We start from the raw sequence: 26611 nt of genomic DNA, 5'->3' as shown, positions 1-26611 counted from the left end.
AACCGAACGTGGCTGGACTGGCACGCCGCCGTCTCGATGCCGAGCTGGTACGCCGTAACCTCGCGCGCTCGCGCGAACACGCGAGCCAGCTCATCGCCGCGGGCCGGGTGACGGTCGGCGGCGCCACCGCGACCAAACCCGCCACGCAGGTGGAGACCAGCGCCGCCGTCGTCGTCAAGACGGACGACGGCGACCCCGACTACGTCTCGCGCGGCGGGCACAAACTCGCGGGCGCGTTCGCCGCCTTCGTACCGCTCGGCCTGGAGGTACGCGGCCGGCGGGCCCTCGACGCTGGCGCCTCCACCGGGGGGTTCACCGATGTGCTGCTGCGCGCCGGGGCCGCCCGGGTGGTCGCGGTGGACGTCGGATACGGACAACTCGCCTGGTCGCTGCGGAGCGATGAACGCGTCACCGTCAAGGACCGTACGAACGTACGTGAGTTGACGCTTGATGCGATCGAAGGGGAGCCCGTGGATCTGATCGTGGGGGATCTGTCGTTCATTCCGCTGGGGGTGGTGCTGCCGGCCCTGGTGGGCTGCGCCGCCCCCGACGCCGATCTCGTGATGATGGTCAAGCCGCAGTTCGAGGTCGGCAAGGAACGACTCGGCAGCGGCGGCGTGGTCCGCAGCCCCGAGCTGCGCGCAGAGGCCGTACGGAACGTGGCGCGCCGGGCGGGTGAACTCGGCCTCGGGGTACGGGGCGTCACCGCCAGCCCGCTGCCCGGACCCTCCGGTAACGTGGAGTACTTTCTGTGGCTCCGCTCCGGAGCTCCCGAGCTGGACCCGGCGGATGTCGACCGCGCAGTGGCGGAGGGGCCCCGGTGACGAGAGACACGGCGGAGGAACTGATGCGGGACGGGGAAAGAGCATTGAGCGAGGAACGCGCGGCGAACGCCGACCGGACTGTGTTCCTGCTGGTCCACACCGGTCGTGCGGCGGCCATCCGCAGCGCCGAACTGGTCGTGAACGGGCTGGTGCGCAGCGGTATCGGGGTACGGGTGCTGAACAGCGAGGCGCCCGATCTGCCGCTGCCCGACTCCGTCCAGACGGCCTCCGAGGCCATCCCCGACGCGCTGGAGGGGTGCGAGCTGCTGATCGTGCTCGGCGGCGACGGCACCCTGCTGCGCGGCGCCGCGTTCGCGCGCGCCTCCGGCGTGCCGATGCTCGGCGTCAACCTGGGCAGGGTCGGCTTCCTCGCGGAGGCGGAACGGGACGATCTGGACAAGGTCGTCGACCGGGTCGTCACCCGTGAGTATGAGGTCGAGGAGCGGATGACGATCGATGTCGTCGTCCACAGCAACGGCGACGTCGTCCACGAGGACTGGGCGCTCAACGAGGCGGCCGTGCAGAAGGTCTCGCCCGAGCGGATGCTCGAAGTCGTCCTGGAGATCGACGGCAGACCGGTCACCGGATTCGGCTGCGACGGCATCGTCTGCGCCACCCCCACCGGTTCGACGGCGTACGCCTTCTCGGCGGGCGGCCCGGTCGTCTGGCCGGAGGTCGAGGCGCTGCTGATGGTGCCGATCAGCGCCCACGCGCTCTTCGCGAAACCGCTGGTGACGTCGCCGACGACGGTGCTCGCGGTGGAGGTGCAGCAGGACACCCCGAACGGGGTGCTGTGGTGCGACGGACGCCGGACCATCGAGCTGCCCCCGGGCGCGCGCGTGGAGGTACGGCGCGGCTCCGTCCCGGTACGGCTGGCGCGGCTGCACCACGCGTCGTTCACCGACCGGCTGGTGGCCAAGTTCGCGCTGCCGGTCTCCGGCTGGCGCGGGGCGCCGCACTGATCCCACCCCTGTACGGTTCCGGGTGGTTTCGCCGCGTATGGGATGAAGGGCGGACCACCCGGTCGACACCCTCCCGGGAGGTCCGGGGGTGGGGTGCGTGGCGCACCGGGCGCCAGGACCTCGTATGGTCGTCACCGTGTTGGAGGAGATGCGGATACGGTCGCTCGGGGTCATCGACGACGCGGTCGTCGAGCTGTCGCCCGGCTTCACGGCGGTGACCGGCGAGACCGGCGCGGGCAAGACCATGATCGTCACCAGTCTGGGACTGCTGCTCGGCGGGCGCGCCGACGCCGCCCTGGTGCGGATCGGCGCCAAGTCGGCGGTCGTCGAGGGGCGGGTCACGCTTGCCCCCGGCGCGCCCGCGACGCTGCGCGCCGAGGAGGCGGGCGCCGAGCTGGACGAGGGCGCGCTGCTCATCAGCAGGACCGTCTCGGCGGAGGGGCGCTCACGCGCCCACCTCGGCGGACGCTCCGTGCCCGTGGGCGTGCTGGCCGAGCTGGCGGACGATCTGGTCGCCGTGCACGGCCAGACCGACCAGCAGGGCCTGCTGCGGCCCGCGCGGCAGCGCAAGGCCCTGGACCGGTACGCGGGCGCGGCGGTCTCCGTACCGCACACCGCGTACACCGCCGCGTACCGCAGGCTGCGGGCCGTGGCCACGGAACTGGACGAACTGACCACCCGGGCCAGGGAGCGGGCGCAGGAGGCCGATCTGCTGCGCTTCGGGCTGACCGAGATCGAGTCGGTCGAACCCCGGGCCGGCGAGGACACCGAACTCGCCGCCGAGGCCGAGCGGCTGGGCCACGCGGAGGCGCTCGCCTCCGCCGCCTCCCTCGCCCACGCGGCGCTCGCGGGCAACCCCGAGGACCTGGAGGCCGTCGACGCGACCACCCTCGTCGGGGGCGCGGGGCGGGCCCTTGAAGCCGTACGGTCCCACGATCCGGTGCTGGCCTCACTGGCCGACCGGATGGGGGAGGTCGCGATCCTGCTGAGCGATGTCGCGGGCGAACTCGCCGGATACGCGGACAATGTGGACGCCGATCCGCGCCGGCTGGCCGCCGTCGAGGAACGCCGGGCCGCACTCACCGGGCTGACCAGGAAGTACGGCGCGGACATCGACGCCGTACTGGCCTGGTCCGAGGAGAGCGCGGCGCGCCTCACCGAGCTGGAGGGCGACGACGAGCGGATCGGTGAGCTGACGGCCGAACGCGACGCGCTGCGCGCCGAACTCTCCGGCCTCGCCCAGGCGCTGACCGACGCCCGTACGGACGCGGCGGCGCGCTTCGCCGAGGACGTCACGGCGGAGCTGGCCTCCCTGGCCATGCCGCACGCGCGCGTCTCGTTCGACATCCGGCAGACGGAGTCGGCGGAGGCGAGCGCGGGCGTCGATGTCGGCGGGCGCCCCGTGGTCTACGGGCCGCACGGCGTCGACGAGGTCGAACTGCTGCTGGCCCCGAACCCCGGCGCCCAGCCCCGGCCGATCGCCAAGGGCGCCTCGGGCGGTGAGCTGTCGCGCGTGATGCTCGCCGTGGAGGTGGTCTTCGCCGGGTCCGACCCCGTGCCCACCTACCTCTTCGACGAGGTCGACGCGGGCGTCGGCGGCAAGGCGGCGGTCGAGGTCGGCCGCAGGCTGGCGAAGCTCGCCAGGTCGGCGCAGGTCGTGGTGGTCACCCACCTCCCCCAGGTCGCGGCCTTCGCGGACCGGCAGCTCCTGGTCGAGAAGACGGTCGACGGATCCGTGACGCGCTCCGGGGTGACGGTCCTGGAAGGTGAGGACCGGGTACGGGAGCTGTCCCGGATGCTCGCGGGTCAGGAGGACTCGGAGACGGCGCGCGCCCACGCGGAGGAACTGCTGGCGACGGCCCGTTCGGAGTGATGCGGCGCGGTTCGGGGCGGTTCGGAGTGATGCGGAGTGATCCGTACGGCTGCCGTCGGGGCGAGCGGGGCAGGGAAGGGCGGGACCGGGAAGGGCGGGGCCGGACCGCCCTCGCGCGCACTGGGAGTCGTCGCCGCGACGGCGTACGGTGGCAGGGTCGGCCCGTGCCTTCACCCGTGTGAGTGATCCGGGCGCGGAGTTGAGGCGTCGGACACCGGAACGACGCCCCGGCGGTGCCGGAACGTGCGTACGGACTGGCATCCTTGACGTACCCCCCTCACCCCCATCGCCGCCTTCTCACCCGAATCCAGGAGCCCTGCCCACGTGACACAACTGCGTACGGTCCAGGTGCTGGGCGGTGGCAGCGCGGGCAGCAGCGCGCACGTCCGTTCGCTGGCGGCGGGGCTGGTCGCCCGGGGCGTGCGTGTGACCGTGTGCGCCCCCGCCGCACTCGACCTGGCCTACGACTTCGGCGGCGCGGGGGCCTCCCACGTCCCCGTGGCCCGGCGCGGTGACCCGGCCTCGGTGGCGGCGCTCCGGGCGGCCTGCGCCGGGGCGGACGTGGTGCACGCGCACGGACTGCACGCCGCCGTACGGACCGCGCTCGCCCTCGGCGGCCTGCGGGTGCCGCTGGTCGTCACCTGGCACACGCGTACGGAGGCGGAGGGGCCCCGTGGCCGCCTGCTGCGGATGCTGGAACGGCGCGCCGTCCGCGCCGCCTCGGTGGTGCTCGGCACGACCTCCGAACTGGTCGACGGGGCGCGTGCCAGGGGCGCGCGCGACGCCCGCCTCGCGCCGGTCGCGCTGCCCGCGCCCTGCCCGGGCAGCGCGGGCGAGGAGAACAAGTCCCGCGCCGAACTCGGCGCGGTCGAGCGGCCGTTACTGATGGCCGTCGGCGCTCTCGTACCGGATCAGGGGTACGACACGCTCCTCGACGCCGTCGCCGGCTGGCGCGACCTCGACCCCACCCCGCTGCTCACCATCGCGGGCGAGGGCCGCGAACGCGGCAGACTCCAGCGCCGGATCGAGGCCGACGACCTGCCCGTACAGCTCATCGGCCGCAGGGACGACATCAGCGAACTCCTCGCATCGGCGGACGTCGCCGTGCTCGCCAGCCGCTGGGAGGCGCGCTCCGTCCTCGCACAGGAGGCGCTGCGGCTCGGCGTACCGCTGGTCGCGACGGCGGTGGGCGCCATCCCCGAACTGGTCGGCGACGCGGCGGAACTCGTCCCGTACGGCGACGCCCCGGCCCTGGCGGACGCGGTGACGCGGCTGCTCGGCGACCCGGGGCGGCGCGCCCGGCTGGCCGCCGCGGGCCGGGCGCAGGCGGCCACCTGGCCGACCGAGGACGAGACGATCGCGCAGGTGCTGTGCGTGTACGACGAACTGACGGAGCGGGGACGCCCGCAGCGCTGAATTCGTCTAGGGTCTTTCGTTTGGGTCTGGCTGGGTCAGGGAGCGCCCGCCGCGGCAGCGGCTGATGTCACTGCGGGCACGCGGGCCCAGCAAGATCCAAACGAGAGGCCCTAGGGTGGGCAGCCGGAGCGGGCTGAGGGGAGAGCGCGTGGAGAGCCGCCGCAGTGCTGAGGGAGCCGGCCACACGGTGGACAACACCGTCTCCGGCGACGCGGTGATCATGGGGCCGCTGGTGCAGGCCGGACACATCGGCTCGATCGCCCTGCCGCCCGCGCCGCCGCCGTGGACCCCTCGCCAACTCCCCGTACCGCACGGCGGATTCGTCAACCGGGACCTTGAACTCACCATCCTCAAGGGGGTACTCGCCACCCCGCAGGAACGCTGCGCCCAGGCACTGGTGACCGGCGTGGGCGGCGTCGGCAAGACCCAGCTCGTCGCCCACTGGGCCGGCCACCCCGAGGTGCACGCCCGCTACCCCGGCGGACAGCTCTACGTCGACCTGGAGGACCTGCGCCACGGCGGCGCCGTCGACATCAGCGGCGTCCTCGGCATCCTGCTGCGCTCCCTCAAGGTGCACGAGAGCTACATCCCGCCCAGCCTCGCCGAACGGTCCGCGCTGTTCCGCTCGGCCACCGCGGGCCGCCCGACGCTGGTCGTGCTCGACAACGTGCGGCACGCCGCCGAGGTCGGACCGCTGCTGCCCGCCGCCGGACTGGCCGTGGTCCTCAGCCGCACCCGGCTGGCGCCCCTGCTGCTCGACGGCGCCGTGGACGTGCCCGTCGCCCCGCTGGACAGCGGCGCGGGCGTCCGGCTCGTACGGCGCTGGCGCAGTACGGGGACGGAGCGCGAGGCGGCCGAACTGGTCGCCCTCTGCGGCGGGCTGCCGCTCCTGCTGCGCGCGGTCGGCGAACGCCTCGTGGAACGCCCCCACACGACACTGGAGGACGTGGTGCGTGACCTGTCTGAGGACGCTGACGGACCCGGCGGCGGAAGGGCCGTGATGGACACCGTCGTCGCGGGCTTCTCCGACGCCACCCGGCGCTTCTACGACCTGCTCGGCCTGCTCCCCGGCACCACCTTCACCGCACCCCTCGCGCACGCGGCGGGCGCGGAGGGGTTCGACGCGGCGCTCACCGACCTCCTCGCCGCGCATCTCGCGGTCCCCGCCGGACCCCGGGGCCGGCACCGGCTGCACGACGTGGTCCGCGCCCACGCGCGGGCGCTCAGCGGTGGGCGGGAGGGCGCCGAGGAGCGCCGCCGCGAGGCGCTGCGCGGCGTCGTGGCGTTCCACGTCGACGCGGCGGCCCGCGCCGACCGGCTGATCCTCGGCGACCGGTGGCGCCTCCAGGAGGGCCCCGAGCCCTCCGCGGCGGGCCGCGATCCCCTCTTCACCACCGCCGCAGAGGCGCTGGACTGGCTCGACGACGAGCGGGACACGCTCCTCGCCGTGCTGCGGTACGCGGCCGGGGAACGCTGGTACGACGCCGTGTGGCGGCTCTGCGAGTCGATGTGGGCGCTCTTCGAAGGCCGCAAGCACTACGCGGACTGGATCGAGTCGCACCGCCTGGGCATCGAGGCCGCGGCCCGGGAAGGCCGCTTCGACGCCGAGGTCAGGATGCGCAACCAACTGGCCCGCGCCCACTACGGACTGGGCGAGTACGACGAGGCCAGGGACCAACTGGCCCGCGCGGAAGCCCTCCTGGAGGCGCTGGCCGACCCCCGCCTCTCCGGCGCAGTACGCGAGTCCCAGGGGCTGCTGTACCTCGCGGCAGGCCAACCGGACACCGCCGTCGACCTGTTCAGCCACGCGCTGGAGGCCAACGCGGGGGACCGGCACGGCATCGTCGTACAGAGCTACAACCTGGGGCAGGCGCTGCTCGCCGCAGGACGGGACCAGGAGGCGGCCGACACCCTGACGCGGGCCGCCGCCACGGCGGACACGACCGGGGACGACGGGATGCGGTCGAAGATCGGCATCCACCTCGCCCGCGCCCAGCGCGCCCTGGGAGACCCCGCACTCGCCCTGCGGACGGCCGACGAGGCCGCGGTGTGGGCCGGGCGGCAGGGCCAGTACGCCAAGCTCGACCAGGCCCTGGAACTCACCGCGGAACTGGCCGGCGAGACCGGCGACGACCGGCTCGCGGAGGAGCGCCTGCGCACCCTCCGCGAACTGCGCGCCCGCATGGGCCTGTCCCAGCCGCCGGGACCGGCCTGAGCCGGCCCGCCCCGAGCAGGGTGGCCCGGTTCAGTACGATCACCTGCGCACCCCTCTCCCTCCTCTCCCTTCCCGCACCTGACCGCATGGCCACGTGAACCATGAACGCAACCGTCCGGAGGTGGCCGTGTTCCCGCCGCTCAGGAGCCGCGCCCGGCACGCCGGTCCGCGCTGGGACACCTACGAGCCGCCCAAGGCCCGCGTCCTGGCCGTCGCCCGCACCCTGACCTCCGCGACCCGGCTGCGGGACGTGACACGGCTGCTGCGCCCCGAGGACGGGATCGAGGTGTCGTACACCGTCAACCCGGGCTCCGCGTTCGACGCGGGGCTGCCGGAGTACCTGGCCGGGCTCGGCGTGACCGTCCTGAGCTGGCGCGAGGCCAGACGGCGGCGCTTCCACCTCGTCGTCGCCTGCGCCGTGCACCGCTCCATGTACCGCAGGGACACCCCGCTCGTCGTGCTGCCCCACGGCGCGGGCTACAACCGGCTCGTCACCGAATCCACCGGCGACACGTCGTCACCGGCCGGGCTCTCGGCACGGGAACTGATGCGGCGCGGCAAGGTCCTGCCGTCCTGCATCTGCGTCTCCCACGACGAGCAGATCGCCCGCCTCGCCGTCTCCTGCCCCGAGGCCGTGCCGTACGCGGTCACCGTCGGCGACCCGTGCTTCGACCGGATCAGGGACAGCCTGCCGCGGCGCGACATCTACCGCGAACGGCTCGGCGTCGTCGGCGGGCGCCGGCTCGTCGTCGTCCACTCGACGTGGAGCAGGCACTCCCTGCTCGGCCGCTGCCCCGATCTGCCGGAGCGGCTGCTCGCGGAACTGCCCGCCGACGAGTACGCGGTGGCGCTCGTCCTGCACCCCAACGTCTGGGCCCGCCACACCACGGACGGCGTCCTCGAACGGCTGGCCAGGGCCATGGACGCGGGGCTCCTCGTGATCCCTCCCCAGGAGGGCTGGCGGGCGGCCGTGGTCGCCGGGGACTGGGTGATCGGTGACCACGGCTCCACCACCTTCTACAGCGCCGCCCTGGACCGGGTGACCCTGCTCGCCGCCACCGGCCTGGACGAACTGGACCCGGCCTCTCCCACGGCCGCCTTCGCCCGGCGGGCGCCCGTCCTCGACCCCGGAGGACCGCTGCTCGAACAACTCCGGGGCGCCGTGGACCGGCATGTCCCCGGTGAGCTGGACGATGTCTTCGCCCTCCAGCTCGGCGCCCGGGGCGAGGGCGCGGAACGCACCAGGCGGAAGCTCTACTCGTACCTCGAACACCGGGGCGTACGCCTCCCGCCGGAGGAGGGGACGCCGGATCCGGTCCCCGACCCCCGCCCCGTTCCGCACACCGTCTCCGCCGTCCACGACGTCGTCGGCGGCCGCCCGGCGGACGGGGTGGTGGAGCTGCGCCGCTGGCCGGTGGTCCCCGGCCGGCACGAAGCCGGCAGAGGCTTCTACGCGGCCCACGACCACGGTACGGACACCCGGTGGCGCGGATACGCCGAGGTCCTGGCCCGTACGACCGTGGAACCGCTGCTGACCCCTGCCCGCTGGGCCGCCGTACGCTTCACCGCCCTCCCGGCGCTGAACGTCGCGGTCGCCGCCCTGGGCAGCCGTACGGCGCTGGTCGTGCTGCGCGACGGGACCCTGCTGGAGGCGTCCTCGGCGCGGCCGTGGGGCGAGCACCACGCGCCGCTGGACCCGGTCCTGCTGGGCGCCGCCGTGAACGTCCTGCTGGCGGAGGGCTGTTCCGCGAAGGAGATCGCCGAAGGCGTGACCGTCCGCACCGGGACCCGCGACGTCCGGGTGGAGTTCACCACCCCGCAGTGACCGCGGGACGGGAAAAGCCCGGACGGGGTGCGGCGTGAACCGCTCCGTCCGGGCCCCGCCCGTGGCCTTCGGCCCGGCCGTGCAGGTTCCCTTCGCTGCCGGCCACTGACTGCGCAGCGATCTGCGGGATTCGACGCTGGTCCCCATGGTTTGTCCTTGGCGTAGGCGGTGGGGTGGCCCGGACGGAGGCAGGCGAGGGTGATGAGGTGGTCGCGTTGGGCGGACGGGTGTATGGACCACGGCGTTCGGAAATCTGTTGGCCAGGCGGTCTATGGCCGACTGGCCGCGATGTGAGGAGCCGTTGCCGACGATCCAGTACACGCGTTTTGCGCTGGCGTAGGGCTCGCTGGTCATCACCTGCTCGACCGGTCTCATGAACGGCACGATGCCGGTGGTCCGTTCACAACGGCCGAAGACGGGCCCGGTGGATGTCGTAGGCGGCCAGGGTGGGGTGGCAGCGGCAGCGGGCCTGGATGGAGGTCTTCTCATCCGCGGAGATGACGTACTCGTCTTCGCCGAGCGGGACGCTGTCGAAGGTGCGGGCGCAGAGGTCCAGGACCCGTTGAGCGGTGGCGCGGAAGTTCGGGTCGCGGATGAAGATCCAGGAGCGGTGCTGCCAGGGCTTGGGTGCGTCGTCCTTGAGCCAGCGGCGCACGGTGTCCACGTGCAGGTGGGTTTCGGCGGCGATCCGAGCGTTGCCGCGACCTCGTGCCGCCAGGAGCACGATCGTCGCCCGTTGGCGTGCCTGGTGCGGGGTTTTGTGGCCGTAGGCCATTTTCTTGAGTCGGTGGCGCTCGGAAGCGGTCAGCTCCACGGGCACGGCAGAGCATACGGGCATGGAAGGAGAGCGGCCCGTCTCTCGGGTCGGTGAACGGGAGGGACAGCGCCGGCTTCCCTCACCGGCACAGCCCTCGAGTCCTCGGTGGCCAGGGCGTGCCCGGTAGGCCGTTGACGAACACGCCCCTCGGGGTCAGCTGGTGACGTACTGCTCGCGGTACTCCGCGGTGGGGGCGACGGGCGTGATCAGGTCGATCAGGACACCGTTGGGATCGGCCACGATGAAGTGCCTTTGCCCGAAGTCCTCGCTGCGCAGTTCAAGGATGGGGTGCAGCCCTTCGCTGGTGACGAGCCGTTCCCATTCCGCGTCCACGTCCTCCACCTCGAAGTTGAGCAGCAGGCCCTGCGCGGGGACCCGGTGGCCTTTGGGAACCGTCGGGTGGCTGTGGTCGAGGAGGGCGAGCTCGTACCCGGGATCTCCTGGCTGGCGCAGGCTGACGTACCAGTCGGCCTCGAACGTCGTCTCGAACCCCAGCAGCCGGGTGTAGAAGTCGTGGGAATCTCGCAGCTTCGCTGTGCCGATCACGGGATAGAAGCCGGTCAGCTTCATACCTCAACCCCTTTCGCATACCATCAGTATGCGAATGACAATATTCACATACCATCGGTATGTCAATGAGGAGTTCGATGCGACAGCACGGCATCCGGGCACAGCAGCGGGAGCAGACCAGGCAGGCGCTGCTGCGGGAGAGCAGGCGCCTGTTCTCAGGCAGCGGCTACGGCGCGGTGGGCCTGGCGGAAATCGTCCAGGCAGCCGGGGTGACCAAGGGCGCGCTCTATCACCACTTCACCGGCAAGGCGGACCTCTTCCGTGCCGTCCTGGAGGAGATGCAGCAGGAAGTGGGCCGACGCGTTGCCGCGGCCGCCGACGCCCACGACGACCCCTGGACCCAGCTGACCGCAGGCTGCCAGGAGTTCCTCACCGCGACCACCGATCCGGACATCCAACGCGTCATGCTGGTCGACGGGCCTGCCGTACTGGGATGGAGCCAATGGCGGGCGATGGACGAAGCCGCCTCGGCCCGCCACCTCGCCGACGCGTTGTCCTCCCTCAGCGACGCAAGGATCATCGCCCCGCAGCCAGTCGCACCACTGGTCCACCTGCTGTCAGGGGCAATGAACGAGGCCGCCCTGTGGCTCGCATCCTCCTCCGACCCCGAAGACCTGGACCACACCAAAGCCGCGCTGACGCAACTGCTGCAGGCCCTGCGAACCGGTTGACTTGATGACCACACAACAGGGCGCCAAATTGTCGGCGGTCGGTGTGCCCGCGGGTGCGGTGTAAACCAGTAGTGGGCCGGCTCGACTTGGACTTCGAGTCCATGGATCTGCCCACCGAACCTGGCCTGCAGCTGAATGTCTACACCGCACCCGCGGAGGGGCCGGCCGCTGACAATCTGGCCCTGTTGGCGTCGTGGGCGGCTAGCGAGAAAACCTTGGCGACCGAGCTTCCAGCACCTGGCGGATAGCCCAATCCCCCTCAGCCTGTGCGTGTCAGGGATCACAACGCCGGTAAGTATCCGCCAAACCAGGGCGACGACTCGCGCCCATCCTTGAGGACGACCTCCATGCCCGTGGCCAGGCTGGCGAACTCCACGACCTCGACCGTCCCACCCTTGAGCCGGAAGTGCGTCCCGACCCCCAGCCTCGTCCCCGCCCCGCTCATGCGGCCCTCCGCAGCACGTGCCCAGCGCTCAGCGGCCGGTCCAACGCGGTTGTCACGTACTCGGACCACAGCAGATGCAGCACCGCCGACTTCACCAGCGGCCGGGGACACTTCGGCAGCAGCCGGAAGGCATCGCCCAGCGGCCTTCCGTCCAGATCCGCAGCCCTCAGAGTGGCCAGCAGGCCAGGGTCGAACAGCCAGGCGTGGCGGTAGCCGGCCAGGAACCGGACGTTCTCCAGCACATGCGGATCCGGCTCGCTCCACACCTCGTACTGCCACCCGCGTGAGGTGACCGCCTCCCGCGTCCAGGCGAACGTGAAGGCGACCTCCGGCTTGCCAAGCCGGTGGCGCGGCTTGACGTCCACGACCACCGGGCCGTCATCCGTCACCAGCAGACAGTCCGGGATGTGCTTGCGAACCTTGCCATCGGCGTCGGCCTTGAGCAGGAACGGCTGGGCGACGATGTGCCGCACCTCCGGGGCGAAGTCGGCGAACAGACAGCCGCCCCAGCTCCGGCCGCGACTCGTAGATCACGTGGTCGCCCACGGTCGCCGACCAGTACGTGCCCGAATGGTGCTGCTGCCCCTTGCACCAGCGGAACGTCCGCCACGGCCGGGCCCCCGCAGCAGCCCGAGCGGCGCCGACGGCTACTCCAGGTCCTCCACCACGGACTCGTCACCACGCCGGACACTCAGCCGTACCGGCGCGGCCACCGCTGTACCCATCGGACCACCGACCCCGCGATTTCCCAGGCGGCCCCATTGGCCGCCAAACGCCGGAGTCCTGCCCCGGCCGCGCACGCAGACGCTGACCGGGGCGGTCCTGTACACAAAGAGGGGAACTACTCGCTCACGGGGCATGAATCCCATCCCCCTGTCCTATTGGCCACGCGGTGGACATCACCGGTGGGAAAAGGACACGGGATCTGGGATCCCACACGGCCGTCAGCCGCCGTACGCGCCCGACGCCGTCAGCCGCAGCGCCGTGTCGATCAGCGGCACATGACTGAACGCCTGCGGGAAGTTGCCCACCTGGCGCTGGAGCCGGGAGTCCCACTCCTCGGCCAGCAGCCCGAGATCGTTCCGCAGCGCCAGCAGCTTCTCGAAGAGCTTGCGCGCCTCGTCGACCCGCCCGATCATCGCCAGGTCGTCGGCCAGCCAGAACGAGCAGGCCAGGAACGCGCCCTCGTCGCCCTCCAGGCCGTCGACCCCCGCGTCGTCGCCGGACGTCGGGTAGCGCAGCACGAAACCGTCCTCCGTGGACAGCTCGCGCTGGATCGCCTCGATCGTGCCGATGACCCGCTTGTCGTCCGGCGGCAGGAAGCCCATCTGCGGGATGAGCAGCAGCGACGCGTCGAGCTCCTTGGAGCCGTACGACTGCGTGAAGGTGTTCCGCTCCTTGTCGTACCCCTTCTCGCAGACATCGTGGTGGATGTCGTCGCGCAGCTCGCGCCAGCGCTCCAGCGGCCCGTCCGCGTCGCCCGACTCGATCAGCTTGATCGTCCGGTCGACCGCGACCCACGCCATCACCTTGGAGTGCACGAAGTGCCGGCGCGGCCCGCGCACCTCCCAGATGCCCTCGTCGGGCTGGTCCCAGTGCTTCTCCAGGTAGCGGATCAGCTTGAGCTGGAGGACGGAGGCGTAGTCGTTGCGCGCCAGACCCGTCATGTGCGCGAGGTGCAGCGCCTCGGTGACCTCGCCGTACACGTCGAGCTGAAGCTGGTGCGCGGCCCCGTTGCCGACCCGGACCGGGCCCGAGCGCTCGTAGCCGGGCAGCCAGTCCAGCTCGGCCTCGCCCAGCTCCCGTTCGCCCGCGATGCCGTACATGATCTGGAGGTTCTCCGGATCGCCGGCCACGGCGCGCAGCAGCCACTCGCGCCAGGCGCGGGCCTCCTCGCGGTAGCCGGTGCGCAGCAGGGACGAGAGCGTGATCGCGGCGTCGCGCAGCCACGTGTAGCGGTAGTCCCAGTTGCGGCTGCCGCCGATCTCCTCGGGGAGCGAGGTCGTCGGCGCGGCCACGATGCCGCCGGTCGGCGCGTACGTGAGCGCCTTGAGCGTGATCAGCGAACGGATCACGGCTTCCCGGTAGGGGCCGTGGTACGTGCAGTGCTCGACCCACTCGCGCCAGAAGTCGGAGGTCGCCTCCAGGGAGCCCTCCGGGTCCGGCAGCGCGGGCGGCCGGCGGTGCGAGGGCTGCCAGCTGATCGTGAACGCGATCCGGTCACCGGGTGCCACGGTGAAGTCGGAGTACGTCGTCAGGTCCTTGCCGTGCGTCTCCGCCTCGGTGTCCAGCCAGACCGAGTCGGGGCCGGCCACGGCGACCGTACGGTTGTCCACCTTGTGGACCCACGGCACGACGCGCCCGTAGCTGAAGCGCATCCGCAGCGCGGAGCGCATCGGCACCCGGCCGCTGACGCCCTCGACGATCCGGATGAGCTGCGGCGCGCCGTCACGCGGCGGCATGAAATCGGTCACCCTCACGGTGCCGCGCGGCGTGTCCCACTCGGACTCCAGGATCAGGGAGTCCCCGCGGTAACGGCGCCGCGTGGCCCGCGGCGGTACGGAGCCCGCGGGATGCGCGGGCCCCAGTCGCCAGAAGCCGTGTTCGTCGGTTCCCAGCAGAGCCGCGAACACGGCATGCGAATCGAAGCGGGGCAGGCACAGCCAGTCGACTGTGCCGTCCCGGCAGACCAGGGCAGCGGTCTGCATGTCTCCGATGAGTGCGTAATCCTCGATGCGCCCGGCCACGTGCATCTCCAGTCGAACGGCCACGTCCGCCCCGCGGGGCGCTTACTGCGGTCAAGGGTCGTTGACGAGCTCATTTTCCGGGAAATCGGGCGGGGGTGGTGCCGTTTGCCGGCCGGACTCGGCAGCGAATGTTTGAGCAGGATACGACGCACGTCGGGGTTCCGCGTCACGGTCGGAAAATGAGCGGTCCGCCGAACGAGTGGGTCTGAGGGGACGAGGGGGAAAAAGTGTGACGAGGGGGAAAGGGGAGGCGACGCGTGGCCGGAAGCGGCCTCCCGTCGTCGCTGTTACCCTGGTAGCCCGTGGACCGGTGGACTCCCTGCACAGCACAGAGACCCCGAAACCGCAGCGACGGCAGTCCCTTCGCCTCTCGGCCAGGGACACCGGCACGCACATCGAACCGCGACCACGGGAGCCCCCTCTTGGCCATGCCGACACGATCCTCGACATCCTCGACGACCAAGCACATCTTCGTCACCGGGGGTGTCGCTTCCTCCCTCGGCAAGGGCCTGACCGCCTCCAGCCTGGGCGCGCTGCTCAAGGCGCGCGGTCTGCGGGTCACGATGCAGAAGCTCGACCCGTACCTGAACGTCGACCCCGGCACGATGAACCCCTTCCAGCACGGTGAGGTGTTCGTCACGAACGACGGCGCCGAGACCGACCTGGACATCGGCCACTACGAGCGCTTCCTCGACGTGGACCTCGACGGCTCGGCCAACGTCACCACCGGCCAGGTCTACTCGCAGGTCATCGCCAAGGAGCGGCGCGGCGAGTACCTGGGCGACACGGTCCAGGTCATCCCGCACATCACCAACGAGATCAAGCACCGCATCCGGCGGATGGCGGCCGGCGAGGTCGACGTCGTCATCACGGAGGTCGGCGGCACGGTCGGCGACATCGAGTCGCTGCCGTTCCTGGAGACCGTCCGCCAGGTCCGCCACGAGGTGGGCCGCGACAACGTCTTCGTCGTGCACATCTCGCTCCTGCCGTACATCGGCCCGTCCGGCGAGCTGAAGACCAAGCCGACCCAGCACTCGGTCGCCGCCCTGCGGAACATCGGTATCCAGCCGGACGCGATCGTGCTGCGCGCCGACCGCGACGTGCCGCTCTCCATCAAGCGCAAGATCTCGCTGATGTGCGACGTGGACGAGGCGGCCGTGGTGGCCTGCGTGGACGCCAAGTCGATCTACGACATCCCCAAGGTGCTGCACACCGAGGGCCTGGACGCCTATGTCGTACGCAAGCTGGACCTGCCCTTCCGCGACGTGGACTGGACGGTCTGGGACGATCTGCTGGACCGGGTCCACAACCCCGATCACGAGGTCACCATCGCGATGGTCGGCAAGTACATCGATCTGCCGGACGCGTACCTCTCCGTGACGGAGGCCATCCGCGCGGGCGGCTTCGCCAACCGGGCGCGCGTCACCGTGAAGTGGGTCACGTCGGACGACTGCAAGACCCCGGCCGGCGCCGCGAAGCACCTCGGTGACGTGGACGGCATCCTGATCCCCGGCGGCTTCGGCGAGCGTGGCGTGACCGGCAAGGTCGGCGCGATCCAGTACGCCCGCGAGCACAAGGTGCCGCTGCTCGGCATCTGCCTCGGCCTCCAGTGCATCGTCATCGACGCGGCGCGCAACCTCGCCGGGATCACCGAGGCCAACTCCACCGAGTTCGACGCCGGCACGGCGCACCCGGTGATCTCCACAATGGAGGAGCAGCTCGCGTACGTGGAGGGCGCGGGGGACCTGGGCGGCACGATGCGGCTCGGTCTCTACCCGGCCAAGCTCGCGGAGGGCTCGATCGTCCGCGAGGTGTACGAGGACCAGCCGTACGTGGAGGAGCGTCACCGTCACCGCTACGAGGTGAACAACTCCTACCGCGCGGAGCTGGAGAAGAAGGCCGGTCTGGTCTTCTCCGGCACGTCCCCCGACAACAAGCTCGTCGAGTACGTCGAGTACCCGCGCTCCACGCACCCCTACCTGGTCGCCACCCAGGCCCACCCGGAGCTGCGGTCCCGGCCGACGCGTCCGCACCCGCTCTTCGCGGGGCTGGTGAAGGCCGCGGTCGAGCGTCGTGAAGGGCTCCGTCAGGAGGCGGGCGAGCCGGTGGCCGCACGGTCGTAAGGCACGTCACAGGCGATACGGTGGGAGCCGGGGTACGGGCACGTTCACACGGGCCCGTGCCTCGGTTTCCGCTTGTGTACCACCGTGGGAGGACGCTGCCATGACCATCGAGGACACCCCTGAGGAATGGCGGGTCACCGCGACCACGACGCCCTTCCGCGGCAACAAGACCAGTGTCCGCACGGATGATGTGGTCATGCCCGACGGCACGGTCGTGAAGCGCGACTACCAGGTCCACCCCGGATCCGTCGCGATCGTCGCCCTGGACGACGCGGGCCGGGTCCTGGTCCTGCGCCAGTACCGTCACCCCGTACGCCGGAAGCTCTGGGAGGTCCCGGCCGGACTGCTCGACGTACCGGGCGAGAACCCGCTGCACGCGGCCCAGCGCGAGCTGTACGAGGAAGCGCACGTCAAGGCCGAGGACTGGCGGGTGCTGACGGACGTCTACACGACGCCGGGCGGCTGCGACGAGGCGGTACGGATCTTCCTCGCCCGGGAGCTGTCGGAGGCGCAGGGCGAGCGCTTCCAGGTCTCCGAGGAGGAGGCCGACATGGAGCTGGCCCGGGTGGAGCTGGCGGAGCTGGTACGGGGCGTGCTCGCCGGCGAGCTGCACAACAACTGCCTCGCGGTGGGCGTCCTCGCGCTCACGGCGGCGCTGGCGGGGGAGGGCCTCGCGGCGCTGCGGCCGGCGGAGGCGCCGTGGCCGGCCCGGCCGTTCGAGTCCTGATCCCACTCATCCCCCTAGGGTCTTTTGATCTGAAGAAATGCTGATCCGATTGGGGGATGCACCGGCCGCGCTCCACCGGTTCCGTCGCAGAGAGTGAACTACGCTCGAACCGTCCGTGCGGAGACCCGCCGGGCTCGGATCGTGCGCAGGCGGACGGAGCGTGGCCCGTGACGGATCAGGCGGTGGACGTGAGTGGCCCCGGCCGTGCGCGGGCCAAGAAGCCCCCGGAGCCGGGGCCGGCCGCCGCCGGGCCGGCGGCGGATTCCGACGCACCGCCGGCCAAGCGCCGAGGCCGTGCCACATCGGCCGCGAAGAAGAAAGGTACGGCCCGGGTGACCATCCCGGAGGGTCCCGAGGATGTGACCGATGTCGTGAGCGGTACGGAGAGTGGCGGCCCCGAGCCGCGCCCGGCCACCCGGCCCGCCCGCGCGCGGCGGAAGGCCGCGCCGCCGCAGGAGGCCCGCCCCGAGCCGCCCGGGACGGGACCCGAGGAGCCGGAACCGGAGCCCGGACGGCCCGAGGCCGCCCCGGAGCCGGAGCAGGCACCCCCGGCCGCCAAACTCCCGGCCGCCACACCGTGGACCGCCACACCGCCGACCGCCACACCGCCGGCCGGTCCCGCCGAGCCGGCGCGGGAGCACCCCGGGGACGGGCCGGAGACCGCGGAGCCCGAACCGGTCGTGGAAGCCGCGGCCCCGCCCGAGCCCGCGACCGAAGCGGAACCCGAGCCCGAAGCCGTGGTCGAAGCCGTGGTCGAAGCGGCCCCCGAAGCGGCACCCGAAGCCGTGGTCGAGCCCGAGCCTGAGCCCGTGGTCGAGCCCGATCCTGAGCCGGAACCCGCCCCCGTCCTGCCGCACGAGAAGTCCGCTCCCACCCCGGCACTCGGACCCGCTCCCGAACCCGAACTCGGGCTCCGGCGCGGTGTCGAAGGCCCGCAGGAGGGGCAACACGCGGTGGCCGACGGGGAGTTCTTCGGGCGGCTGCGGGAACTCAAGGCGCTGCACGGGGACATCGAGCGCGCCGGGCTCAACACGATCTCCGGCCGGAAGGAGCCCCGCGCGCGGGTGCTGCTGATCGCCGGGCGGCCCGGTTCCGGGCGGACCTCGCTCGCGCGGGAGCTGGCCCGGCAGTTGCGGGACGGCTATCCCGACGGGATCGTACGGACCCGCCTCACCGGGTCCGACGGCGAGCCCGTGCCCACCGAGCGGACCGCCCGCGAGATCCTCGGCGCGTTCGGCGTGGCCACGCCGCCCGGCGCGGGGGAGGACGAACTCTCCGAGATGGTGCGCGAGGCGCTGGCGGTGCGCCGGGTGCTGCTGCTCCTCGACGACGCCGTCGACGCCGAGCAGGTCGACCCGCTCGTGCCGGACAACCCGGAGTGCCTGGTCGTCGCCGTCGCGCAGGGGCCGCTGACCGGGATCCCCGACGTACGCCCGTGCACCCTCGGCGGGATGGACACCAAGGCCGCCATCGAACTGCTCACCCGGTTCACCGGTGCCGTACGGATCACGGTGGACCCGCAGGCCGCCGAGTCCCTGACCGAGGAGTGCGGCGGTCAGCCCGCCGCTCTCGTCCTGGCGGGCGGCTGGCTCGCGGCGCGCCCCATGGCGTCGGTCGCCGATGTCGCCAAGCGGCTGCGCGCCCTGCCGCCGGACCTCGAGTGCCCTGTCGGGAACCGTCCGCTCGCCCGCGCCTTCCGGCTCGTGTACGAGAGCCTGCCGCAGCCCGCCGCCCGGATGCTGCGGCTGCTCGCCCTCGCCCCCGCCGGGATCACCGACGCGCACACCGCCTCGGCGCTGGCCGGCTGCTCCATGGCGGACGCCGTCGTCCTGCTGGACGACTTCGCCGCCCGGGGCTTGCTGCGCACCACCGACGACCGGACGGTCCGGCAGGCCGCGCGGCCGTACCCGCCCGCGCCCGAGCGGGCGTCCTTCGACCGGTCCCTCGACCAGTACGTCCTCCCGGGCTGCCTCGTCCCACTGCTGCGCCCCCTGCTGGCCGAGGACCGCCCCGCCGAGGTGCAGCTCGCCCGCGCCCGGATGCTGGAGCGGACCGTACGGCTGCTCCAGTCCTGCCGCGCCGTCACCGACCCCGAGGGCTCCCCGGCCCGCAAGCGGCTCGCCGGGCTGCCCCGCGCGCTGCGCTTCCCGAACGCCGCGGAAGCGTCCGACTGGCTGTACTCCCGGCAGCCCGCGCTGCTGGCGTCCGCGCGCCTCGCGGTCGCGGACGGCGAGCTGGACACCCTGGCCCGCCGGCTGGTCGCCGCGCTGGTCCGCGCGCTGGCCGCGCACCGGGGGACGGAGGCCGCCGCGCCCGAGCTGTACGGGCTCCACCAGCTCGTCCTCGACATCGCGGAGCGGCACGAGCTGTACCGCGAGCAGGCCGCTGCCCTGCTGAACATCGGCGATCTCGACGCCAGGACCGGCCGTACGCACGACGCGCTCGCCCGCTACCGTGCCGCACTGGACGCCGGACGCGCCGCGAACGACCTCTACGCGACCGGGCGCGCCATGGAATCCCTGGGCGGTGCCCACCAGGACCTGCGGGACTGGCAGCGGGCCGCCGACTGGTACGGGCGGGCCCTCTCCCAGCGGCTGAGCCGGGGCGAGCGGGCCGACGAGGCGCGGTTGTACGGCCGCCTCGGCACCGTCCACACGTACGCGGGCCGCTACGGCGAGGCGCTGCGCCACTGGCGCGCCGCCGTCGCGATCCACCGCAGGCTGGGCGATCTGCCCGGTCAGGCGCGGGCGCTCAGCGAGGCGGCCCGGGTCCAGGAGTACGCGGGCCGGCCGCAGGAGTCGCTCCGTACCTGCCAGGAGGCGGTCGAGTGGGCCCGGCTCGCCGGGGATCTGCGGCTCCAGGCCGCGCTCCAGCTCCGGGTGGCGGACACCCTGGACCGGCTCGGAGATCCGGCGGCGGCCCGGCTGCACCGCGCCGCCGCGGATCGCCTTCTCCTGGAAACGGAAGGAAACGCCTACGAAATCCGCAGCGCTTCGGCCAAGGACTGATGCTTTGTAAGGCTAGACAGCAGGAAATCCTTCATTAGACTGGCTCTGCCGCATACGTCAGCGGTGCCTTCCCGTGTGCCACCTGTGCCCGGGTATGTATGGGATTGCGCCCGGAAACCCCGCGGAATCCCCCGAGCCAAGGACCGTGATCTGTCGTGTTGGTCGGTATCCCCCGCGAGGTCAAGAACAACGAGTTCCGGGTGGCCATCACCCCCGCCGGCGTGCACGAGCTGGTGCGCCACGGACACCAGGTCGTCATCGAGCGGGACGCCGGCGCCGGCTCCTCGATCACCGACGACGAGTACACCGCCGCCGGCGCGCGGATCCTGCCCACCGCCGACGCGGTCTGGGTCACCGCCGACCTGCTGCTGAAGGTCAAGGAGCCGGTCGCCGAGGAGTACCACCGGCTCCGCAAGGACCAGACGCTCTTCACCTACCTGCACCTGGCCGCGTCCCGCGCCTGCACCGACGCCCTGCTGGCGTCCGGCACCACCGCCATCGCGTACGAGACCGTCGAGACCGCGAACCGCGCGCTGCCGCTGCTCGCCCCGATGTCGGAGGTCGCGGGACGGCTGGCACCCCAGGTCGGCGCGTACCACCTGATGAGCTCGGCCGGCGGGCGCGGTGTGCTGCCGGGCGGCGTGCCCGGTACGGCCGCGGGCCGCGCGGTGGTCATCGGCGGCGGGGTCTCCGGCTGGAACGCCACCCAGATCGCCGTCGGCATGGGCTTCCACGTGACCCTGCTCGACCGGGACATCAACAAGCTGCGCGAGGCCGACCGGATCTTCGGCACCAAGGTCCAGACCATCGTCTCCAACACGTTCGAACTGGAGAAGGCGGTCACCGAGGCGGACCTCGTGATCGGGGCCGTGCTGATCCCCGGCGCGAAGGCGCCGAAGCTCGTCACCAACGCGCTCGTCGCCCGGATGAAGCCCGGAAGTGTACTTGTCGACATTGCGATTGATCAGGGTGGCTGCTTCGAGGATTCACGCCCCACGACGCACGCCGAGCCGACCTTCCGGGTGCACGACTCGGTCTTCTACTGCGTGGCCAACATGCCGGGCGCCGTACCGCACACCTCCACGTACGCCCTGACCAACGCCACGCTGCCCTACATCGTGGAGCTGGCGAACCGTGGCTGGGCCGGTGCGCTGCGCCGTGACCCGGCCCTCGCCAAGGGGCTCAACACCCATGACGGCCAGGTCGTTTACCGCGAGGTGGCCGAGGCGCACGGGCTGGATCACGCCGAACTGAGCACGCTTCTCGCCTGACGCGTCAACCCGCGTCGTCAACATCGTGCCGACGGCCGGACCTTGCGCGGCGAGGTCCGGCCGTACGTGTCGGTCGAACCCTGTGCGAGCGCCGGTCAACTCGCCTCGAACGTAACAATTTCAACCGTTTCGTATGACGGCAAATCCTCGCCGACCTGCCTTGGTGAGAGGGCTGTGTGCCCTTGACAGAGGGGTGTTCGGTTGCCGACACATCGGGTCCGGTCCGGCGGATTGTGTTGCTGCGGAGTGGTGACACGCCATAGAGTCGCCAACCGTCGGCATGGTGCCACGCTGACCTATCGATAAGTTTCCTGGTCCCGTCCAAGGAGGTAAGACGACTTGTGAATGAGTCGACATTTACTCCCGGGGGTGGTCAACCAGGAATGCCGGTGAGGGGCCAGAGCCCGTCGTCCGGGTTCGAGGCTGTCGGCTCCGTAGCTGTCCGCACCTTCGCCACCCACCAGCACATGACGACAGCCCACCAGATGATGGACGGCCAACACGTGAACGCCATGGCCGGCAACGAGGGTGGCCGAGAGTCCACTTCGTTCGCCGACTTCGACGAAGCGCCCGAGGGGCACTTCTACGACCCTGACGCCGAATACGAGCCGGACCCCGAGTACGCGGCCACCCTCGCCCCCGACGCTGCCCGCCAGCGCCGCGAGCGCATCGGCCCGACCGGGCGTCCGCTGCCGTACTTCCCGATCCCCGGTCCGCTCACCGACCACGGCCCCGCGAAGATCATCGCGATGTGCAACCAGAAGGGCGGCGTCGGCAAGACCACGTCGACCATCAACCTGGGTGCCGCGCTCGCGGAGTACGGCCGACGTGTGCTGCTCGTCGACTTCGACCCGCAGGGAGCCCTGTCGGTCGGCCTCGGCGTGAACCCGATGGAGCTGGACCTCACCGTCTACAACCTGCTCATGGAGCGGGGCATGGCGGCGGACGAGGTACTGCTGAAGACCGCCGTGCCCAACATGGACCTGCTGCCGAGCAACATCGACCTCTCGGCCGCCGAGGTGCAGCTCGTGAGCGAGGTCGCGCGCGAGTCCACACTCCAGCGCGCCCTGAAGCCCCTGCTGCTCGACTACGACTACATCGTGATCGACTGCCAGCCCTCGCTCGGTCTGCTGACCGTGAACGCGCTGACGGCCGCCCACAAGGTGATCGTGCCGCTGGAGTGCGAGTTCTTCGCGCTGCGCGGGGTCGCGCTGCTCACCGAGACCATCGAGAAGGTCCAGGAGCGGCTCAACCCGGAGTTGGAGCTCGACGGCATCCTCGCCACCATGTACGACTCCCGCACGGTGCACAGCCGGGAGGTCCTGGCCCGTGTCGTGGAGGCGTTCGACGATCACGTCTACCACACCGTGATCGGGCGGACCGTGCGCTTCCCGGAGACCACCGTCGCCGGTGAGCCCATCACCACGTACGCCTCGAACTCCGTCGGCGCCGCCGCCTATCGCCAGCTCGCCAGGGAGGTGCTCGCCCGGTGTCACGCCGAGTGAGTCTGCCCGGCGCCGACGAACTGTTCCGTACGACCGGGGGCATGGCGCTGACGTCGTCGTCCCCCGCGGCGCAACGGCGGGGCGCGAACGGCGAACCGCGGGTGCCGGCGCCGGCCGGGGAGAGCGATCCGGCCGGCGATCGGACGGGCCCGGCCGGCTCCGGGACTGCGGAGGAGCACTCCGCGCCGGACACGGACCCCGCCCCGGCACAGCCGGCCCGCAGCCGCACCGCCGACGCGGAGCAGGCGGCGACCGCCGTGCAGGCCCGCAGGCCGCAGGAGGGCGGGCCCGCGGGGACCGGACCCGGCGGCGGTACGGGGCCGGGAACGGGCGCGCAGGGGCCGCAGGGCGGGCAGCAGCGCCGGCAGCGGCGCGGCGCCAACCGCCGCCCCAGCGGGCGGGAACGGCACGACGAGAAGATCACGGTCTATGTCTCGGCCGAGGAACTGATGGACCTCGAACACGCCCGGCTGGTGCTCCGCGGTGAGCACGGACTCGCCGTGGACCGCGGGCGGATCGTCCGCGAGGCGGTCGCGGTCGTCCTCGCCGACCTCGAATCGCGCGGCGACGCGAGCATCCTCGTACGGCGGCTGCGCGGACGCTGACGGTAGCCTGCGCGGGCCGCCCCACCGCCCGCCGCCCCCGCCGCACCCAGGACCGCGATGCCTCCGCCGCCCGACCCCGCCCGTCCGCCGCGCCGCCCGCTCGGCCGCGGCCCCGGCACGTCGGCGCCCGTACCCGATCCGGAGCCGGGGGCCGAGGCGGTGCCCGTACCGGATCCGCAGCCGGTGGCCGGGGCGGTGGCCGAGTCCGGGGCCGCGGACGAGTCGGAGGCCGCGGAGGAGACCGGGACGGCGGACGAGACCGGGGCGGCCGGTGGGGACGACCGGCGGTTCACCGTGCGGCTCGCCAACTTCGAGGGGCCCTTCGACCTGCTGCTCCAGCTCATCTCGAAGCACCGGATGGACGTGACCGAGGTCGCGCTCTCCCAGGTCACCGACGAGTTCATGGCGCACCTGCGGGCCATGGGACCCGAGGGGGACCTCGACCAGACCACCGAGTTCCTGGTGGTCGCGGCGACCCTGCTCGACCTGAAGGCCGCCCGGCTGCTGCCCGCCGCCGAGATCGAGGACGAGGCGGACCTCGCGCTCCTCGAAGCGCGGGACCTGCTCTTCGCGCGGCTGCTCCAGTACCGCGCGTACAAGCGGGTCGCGGAGATCTTCGGCGGGCGCCTGGAGACCGAGGCCCGCCGCTACCCCCGTACCGTCGGCCTGGAACCGCACCACGCCGAGTTGCTGCCCGAGGTGGTCATCAGCGTCGGGGCCGAGGGGTTCGCCCGGCTCGCCGTGAAGGCGATGCAGCCGAAGCCCAGGCCGCAGGTGTACGTGGAGCACATCCACGCGCCGCTGGTCTCCGTACGGGAACAGGCCGGGATCGTCGTCGCCCTGCTGCGCGAGCGCGGCGGGATGAGCTTCCAGGAGCTGGCCGAGGACGCCGGGTCCACCCTCACGGTCGTGGCGCGCTTCCTGGCCCTCCTGGAGCTGTACCGGGAGCGCGCCGTCTCCCTGGACCAGGACGAGGCGCTGGGGCCGCTCCTGGTCCGCTGGACGGGCGGGGACGGCGGTACGGAGCCGGCGGTGCCCCTGGAGAGCACCGAGTTCGACCGGCCGCCCGGCGACGGCGCGGCGGCCGCGGGTGCCGAGGACGAGAGCGAGGAGACGGTATGAGCGAGCGGCAGCCGGGGGAGACGACCCGGGACCTGGACCTCAAGCCCGCCCTGGAGGCGGTCCTGATGGTCGTGGACGAGCCCGCCACCGAGGAACACCTCGCCAAGGTCCTCGACCGCCCCCGGGGCGCCGTCGCGGACGCGCTGCGAGCCCTGGCCGACGAGTACACCGTCCAGGGCCGCGGTTTCGAGCTGCGGCTGGTCGCCGGCGGCTGGCGCTTCTACACGCGGCCCGAGTACGCCGCGGCCGTCGAGGGCTTCGTACTCGACGGCCAGCACGCCCGGCTGACCCAGGCCGCGCTGGAGACCCTGGCGGTCGTCGCGTACCGCCGGCCGGTGAGCCGTTCCCGGGTCTCCGCCGTACGCGGAGTGAACTGTGACGGCGTCATGCGCACCCTCCTCCAGCGCGGGCTGGTGGAGGAGGCGGGCGCGGAACCCGAAACAGGTGCGATCCTGTACAGGACGACGAACTACTTTTTGGAGCGGATGGGCCTGCGCGGCCTGGACGAGCTACCGGAACTCGCGCCCTTCCTCCCCGAGGCGGACGCGATCGAGGCCGAGAGCCAGGAAGGCGTCCCGTCGTTCGATCCGGACGCGCCTGACGCCCCGGAAACCCACGCAGACGACAAGACGGACTTTTGATGCGAAGCAACGGCAGGAACAGCGGCGGCTCCAACCGGAACGGCGGAGGCGGGAGCGGCGGTAGCCGGGACGACCGGGAGCGCCGGGACGACCGGGGTGCCGGCGGGCGCGACGACAAGCCGAAGCGGCCGTCCCGTCCGCGTCCCGAGGAGCGCCGTTACGACGTCGGCCGCTCGGGTCCCAGCGGCGGTTCCGGCGCGTCCGGCGCCCCGGGCGGCGCCCGCCGTTCCGGCGGTGCCGGTGGTTCCGGCGGCTCCGCCGACGGGCCGCGCCAGGGCGGCGGTGCCCGCGGCGCGGCGGCCAGGGGCGGCGCCAAGGGCGGCCCCAAGCCCGCGCAGAGCGGCGCACGGGGCGGCAAGGGCGGCCCCCGGCGCGGCGCTCCCGCGCGCCCCCGCGAGCTGGACGCCAAGATCGAGCAGCGCAACCGCGACCGGTACGCCGGCAAGCCCTCCGTCGTGACGCCCAGGACCAACCCGGGCGCCGAGCAGGAGGGCGAGCGGCTGCAGAAGGTCCTCGCCCGCGCGGGCATGGGTTCGCGCCGGGCCTGCGAGGAGCTGATCGAGCAGTCGCGCGTCGAGGTCAACGGCGAGATCGTGCTCGAACAGGGCATGCGCGTCGACCCGGACCGGGACGAGATCAAGGTCGACGGGCTGACCGTCGCCACCCAGTCGCACCTCTTCTTCGCGCTGAACAAGCCGGCCGGTGTCGTCTCCACGATGGGCGACCCCGACGGGCGGCAGAACCTCGGCGACTACGTCACCAACCGCGAGACCCGGCTCTTCCACGTCGGCCGGCTCGACACGGAGACCGAGGGCATCATCCTGCTCACCAACCACGGCGAGCTGGCCCACCGGCTGACGCACCCCAAGTACGGCGTCAAGAAGATCTACCTCGCCGCGATCCAGGGCCCGCTGCCGCGCGATCTGGGCAAGCGGCTCAAGGACGGCATCCAGTTGGAGGACGGCTACGCGAAGGCCGACCACTTCCGGGTCGTCGAGAACACCGGCAAGAACTACCTGGTCGAGGTCACCCTCCACGAGGGCCGCAAGCACATCGTCCGCCGGATGCTCGCCGAGGCCGGATTCCCGGTCGAGCGCCTCGTCCGTACGTCCTTCGGACCGATCCCGCTGGGCGACCAGAAGTCCGGCTGGCTGCGCCGCCTCACCAACACCGAGGTCGGCATGCTGATGAAGGAAGTCGGCCTCTAGGGAAACCGAGATGGCCCCGCACCTGTGACCACCGGT

General features: G+C 72.2%; 21 protein-coding genes. 17 read left to right on the top strand and 4 right to left on the bottom strand.

Translation table 11 applies throughout. The annotated features are described in order from the left end of the window. The first annotated feature begins 8 nt into the window (after positions 1–8). From ACIBJC_RS22575 to ACIBJC_RS22550, 6 genes are all read left to right on the top strand, one after another. A complete protein-coding gene (locus tag ACIBJC_RS22575; RefSeq protein ID WP_399295132.1) occupies positions 9–824 on the top strand; it encodes a TlyA family RNA methyltransferase in 816 nt (271 codons plus the stop codon). 23 nt (positions 825–847) lie between these two features. Further along, the gene (locus ACIBJC_RS22570) at positions 848–1786 is read left to right on the top strand and encodes an NAD kinase (protein ID WP_399295196.1); all 939 of its coding nucleotides are present in this window, start codon (positions 848–850) and stop codon (positions 1784–1786) included. A gap of 124 nt (positions 1787–1910) precedes the next feature. Next, the gene (gene recN / locus ACIBJC_RS22565; RefSeq protein ID WP_399295130.1) at positions 1911–3659 is read left to right on the top strand and encodes a DNA repair protein RecN; all 1749 of its coding nucleotides are present in this window, start codon (positions 1911–1913) and stop codon (positions 3657–3659) included. 324 nt (positions 3660–3983) lie between these two features. Beyond that, the gene (locus tag ACIBJC_RS22560; RefSeq protein WP_399295128.1) at positions 3984–5075 is read left to right on the top strand and encodes a glycosyltransferase family 4 protein; all 1092 of its coding nucleotides are present in this window, start codon (positions 3984–3986) and stop codon (positions 5073–5075) included. A 187-nt stretch (positions 5076–5262) separates the two neighbouring features. After that, positions 5263–7290: a hypothetical protein gene (locus ACIBJC_RS22555; protein WP_399295126.1), complete on the top strand. Its 2028-nt coding sequence runs from the start codon at positions 5263–5265 to the stop codon at positions 7288–7290. A gap of 121 nt (positions 7291–7411) precedes the next feature. Next, positions 7412–9115 (top strand): hypothetical protein, encoded by a 1704-nt coding sequence (locus tag ACIBJC_RS22550; RefSeq protein ID WP_399295124.1) that lies wholly within the window; start codon positions 7412–7414, stop codon positions 9113–9115. A 400-nt stretch (positions 9116–9515) separates the two neighbouring features. Here the strand turns inward: ACIBJC_RS22550 and ACIBJC_RS22545 are convergent, their stop codons facing one another. Both ACIBJC_RS22545 and ACIBJC_RS22540 read right to left on the bottom strand, forming a co-directional pair. Further along, positions 9516–9953: a helix-turn-helix domain-containing protein gene (locus ACIBJC_RS22545; RefSeq protein WP_399295122.1), complete on the bottom strand. Its 438-nt coding sequence runs from the start codon at positions 9951–9953 to the stop codon at positions 9516–9518. 132 nt (positions 9954–10085) lie between these two features. Further along, positions 10086–10502, bottom strand: coding sequence for a VOC family protein (locus ACIBJC_RS22540; RefSeq protein ID WP_399295120.1), 417 nt, complete (start codon positions 10500–10502; stop codon positions 10086–10088). 77 nt (positions 10503–10579) lie between these two features. Here ACIBJC_RS22540 and ACIBJC_RS22535 point away from each other — a divergent pair, with 77 nt between their 5' ends. Together ACIBJC_RS22535 and ACIBJC_RS22530 are read left to right on the top strand one after the other, a co-directional pair. Beyond that, positions 10580–11173, top strand: coding sequence for a TetR/AcrR family transcriptional regulator (locus tag ACIBJC_RS22535; protein WP_399295118.1), 594 nt, complete (start codon positions 10580–10582; stop codon positions 11171–11173). 41 nt (positions 11174–11214) lie between these two features. Next, complete coding sequence (locus tag ACIBJC_RS22530; protein WP_399295116.1) at positions 11215–11421, top strand: hypothetical protein; 207 nt, start codon at positions 11215–11217, stop codon at positions 11419–11421. A 193-nt stretch (positions 11422–11614) separates the two neighbouring features. Here the strand turns inward: ACIBJC_RS22530 and ACIBJC_RS22525 are convergent, their stop codons facing one another. Together ACIBJC_RS22525 and ACIBJC_RS22520 are read right to left on the bottom strand one after the other, a co-directional pair. Then, on the bottom strand, positions 11615–12091 hold the full coding sequence (locus ACIBJC_RS22525) for a TnsA-like heteromeric transposase endonuclease subunit (RefSeq protein WP_399295114.1): 477 nt from the start codon (positions 12089–12091) through the stop codon (positions 11615–11617). Between the two features lie 471 nt (positions 12092–12562). Beyond that, positions 12563–14371, bottom strand: coding sequence for a glycoside hydrolase family 15 protein (locus ACIBJC_RS22520; protein WP_329824672.1), 1809 nt, complete (start codon positions 14369–14371; stop codon positions 12563–12565). A gap of 422 nt (positions 14372–14793) precedes the next feature. Here ACIBJC_RS22520 and ACIBJC_RS22515 point away from each other — a divergent pair, with 422 nt between their 5' ends. The 9 genes from ACIBJC_RS22515 (at position 14794) to ACIBJC_RS22475 (ending at position 26575) form a co-directional block, all read left to right on the top strand. Then, complete coding sequence (locus ACIBJC_RS22515; RefSeq protein WP_399295112.1) at positions 14794–16488, top strand: CTP synthase; 1695 nt, start codon at positions 14794–14796, stop codon at positions 16486–16488. A gap of 100 nt (positions 16489–16588) precedes the next feature. Then, a complete protein-coding gene (locus ACIBJC_RS22510) occupies positions 16589–17215 on the top strand; it encodes an NUDIX domain-containing protein (protein ID WP_399295110.1) in 627 nt (208 codons plus the stop codon). A gap of 848 nt (positions 17216–18063) precedes the next feature. Beyond that, entirely contained in the window at positions 18064–20223 is a 2160-nt protein-coding gene (locus ACIBJC_RS22505) for a tetratricopeptide repeat protein (RefSeq protein WP_399295193.1), read from the top strand. Between the two features lie 155 nt (positions 20224–20378). Further along, on the top strand, positions 20379–21494 hold the full coding sequence (gene ald / locus ACIBJC_RS22500; RefSeq protein ID WP_399295108.1) for an alanine dehydrogenase: 1116 nt from the start codon (positions 20379–20381) through the stop codon (positions 21492–21494). 383 nt (positions 21495–21877) lie between these two features. After that, the gene (locus tag ACIBJC_RS22495) at positions 21878–22999 is read left to right on the top strand and encodes a ParA family protein (RefSeq protein ID WP_329824638.1); all 1122 of its coding nucleotides are present in this window, start codon (positions 21878–21880) and stop codon (positions 22997–22999) included. Beyond that, positions 22984–23604, top strand: coding sequence for a hypothetical protein (locus ACIBJC_RS22490; protein WP_399295106.1), 621 nt, complete (start codon positions 22984–22986; stop codon positions 23602–23604). The genes ACIBJC_RS22495 and ACIBJC_RS22490 overlap by 16 nt, the downstream gene beginning before the upstream one ends. A 57-nt stretch (positions 23605–23661) precedes the next feature. Continuing rightward, positions 23662–24726 (top strand): segregation and condensation protein A, encoded by a 1065-nt coding sequence (locus tag ACIBJC_RS22485; RefSeq protein WP_399295104.1) that lies wholly within the window; start codon positions 23662–23664, stop codon positions 24724–24726. Then, positions 24723–25367 carry an SMC-Scp complex subunit ScpB gene (scpB, locus tag ACIBJC_RS22480; RefSeq protein ID WP_399295102.1) on the top strand — a complete coding sequence of 215 codons (645 nt, stop codon included), beginning with the start codon at positions 24723–24725 and terminating at the stop codon, positions 25365–25367. Before ACIBJC_RS22485 ends, scpB begins: the two co-directional genes overlap by 4 nt. After that, positions 25367–26575 (top strand): pseudouridine synthase, encoded by a 1209-nt coding sequence (locus ACIBJC_RS22475; RefSeq protein WP_399295099.1) that lies wholly within the window; start codon positions 25367–25369, stop codon positions 26573–26575. Before scpB ends, ACIBJC_RS22475 begins: the two co-directional genes overlap by 1 nt. Positions 26576–26611 lie beyond the last annotated feature (36 nt).

Origin of the sequence: Streptomyces sp. NPDC050509, from assembly GCF_044457965.1 — a bacterium.
In the GTDB taxonomy this organism is placed as follows: Bacteria; Actinomycetota; Actinomycetes; order Streptomycetales; family Streptomycetaceae; genus Streptomyces.
Note: the sequence above shows the minus strand (reverse complement) of the source record. Positions and strands in the feature narration are given on the sequence as shown.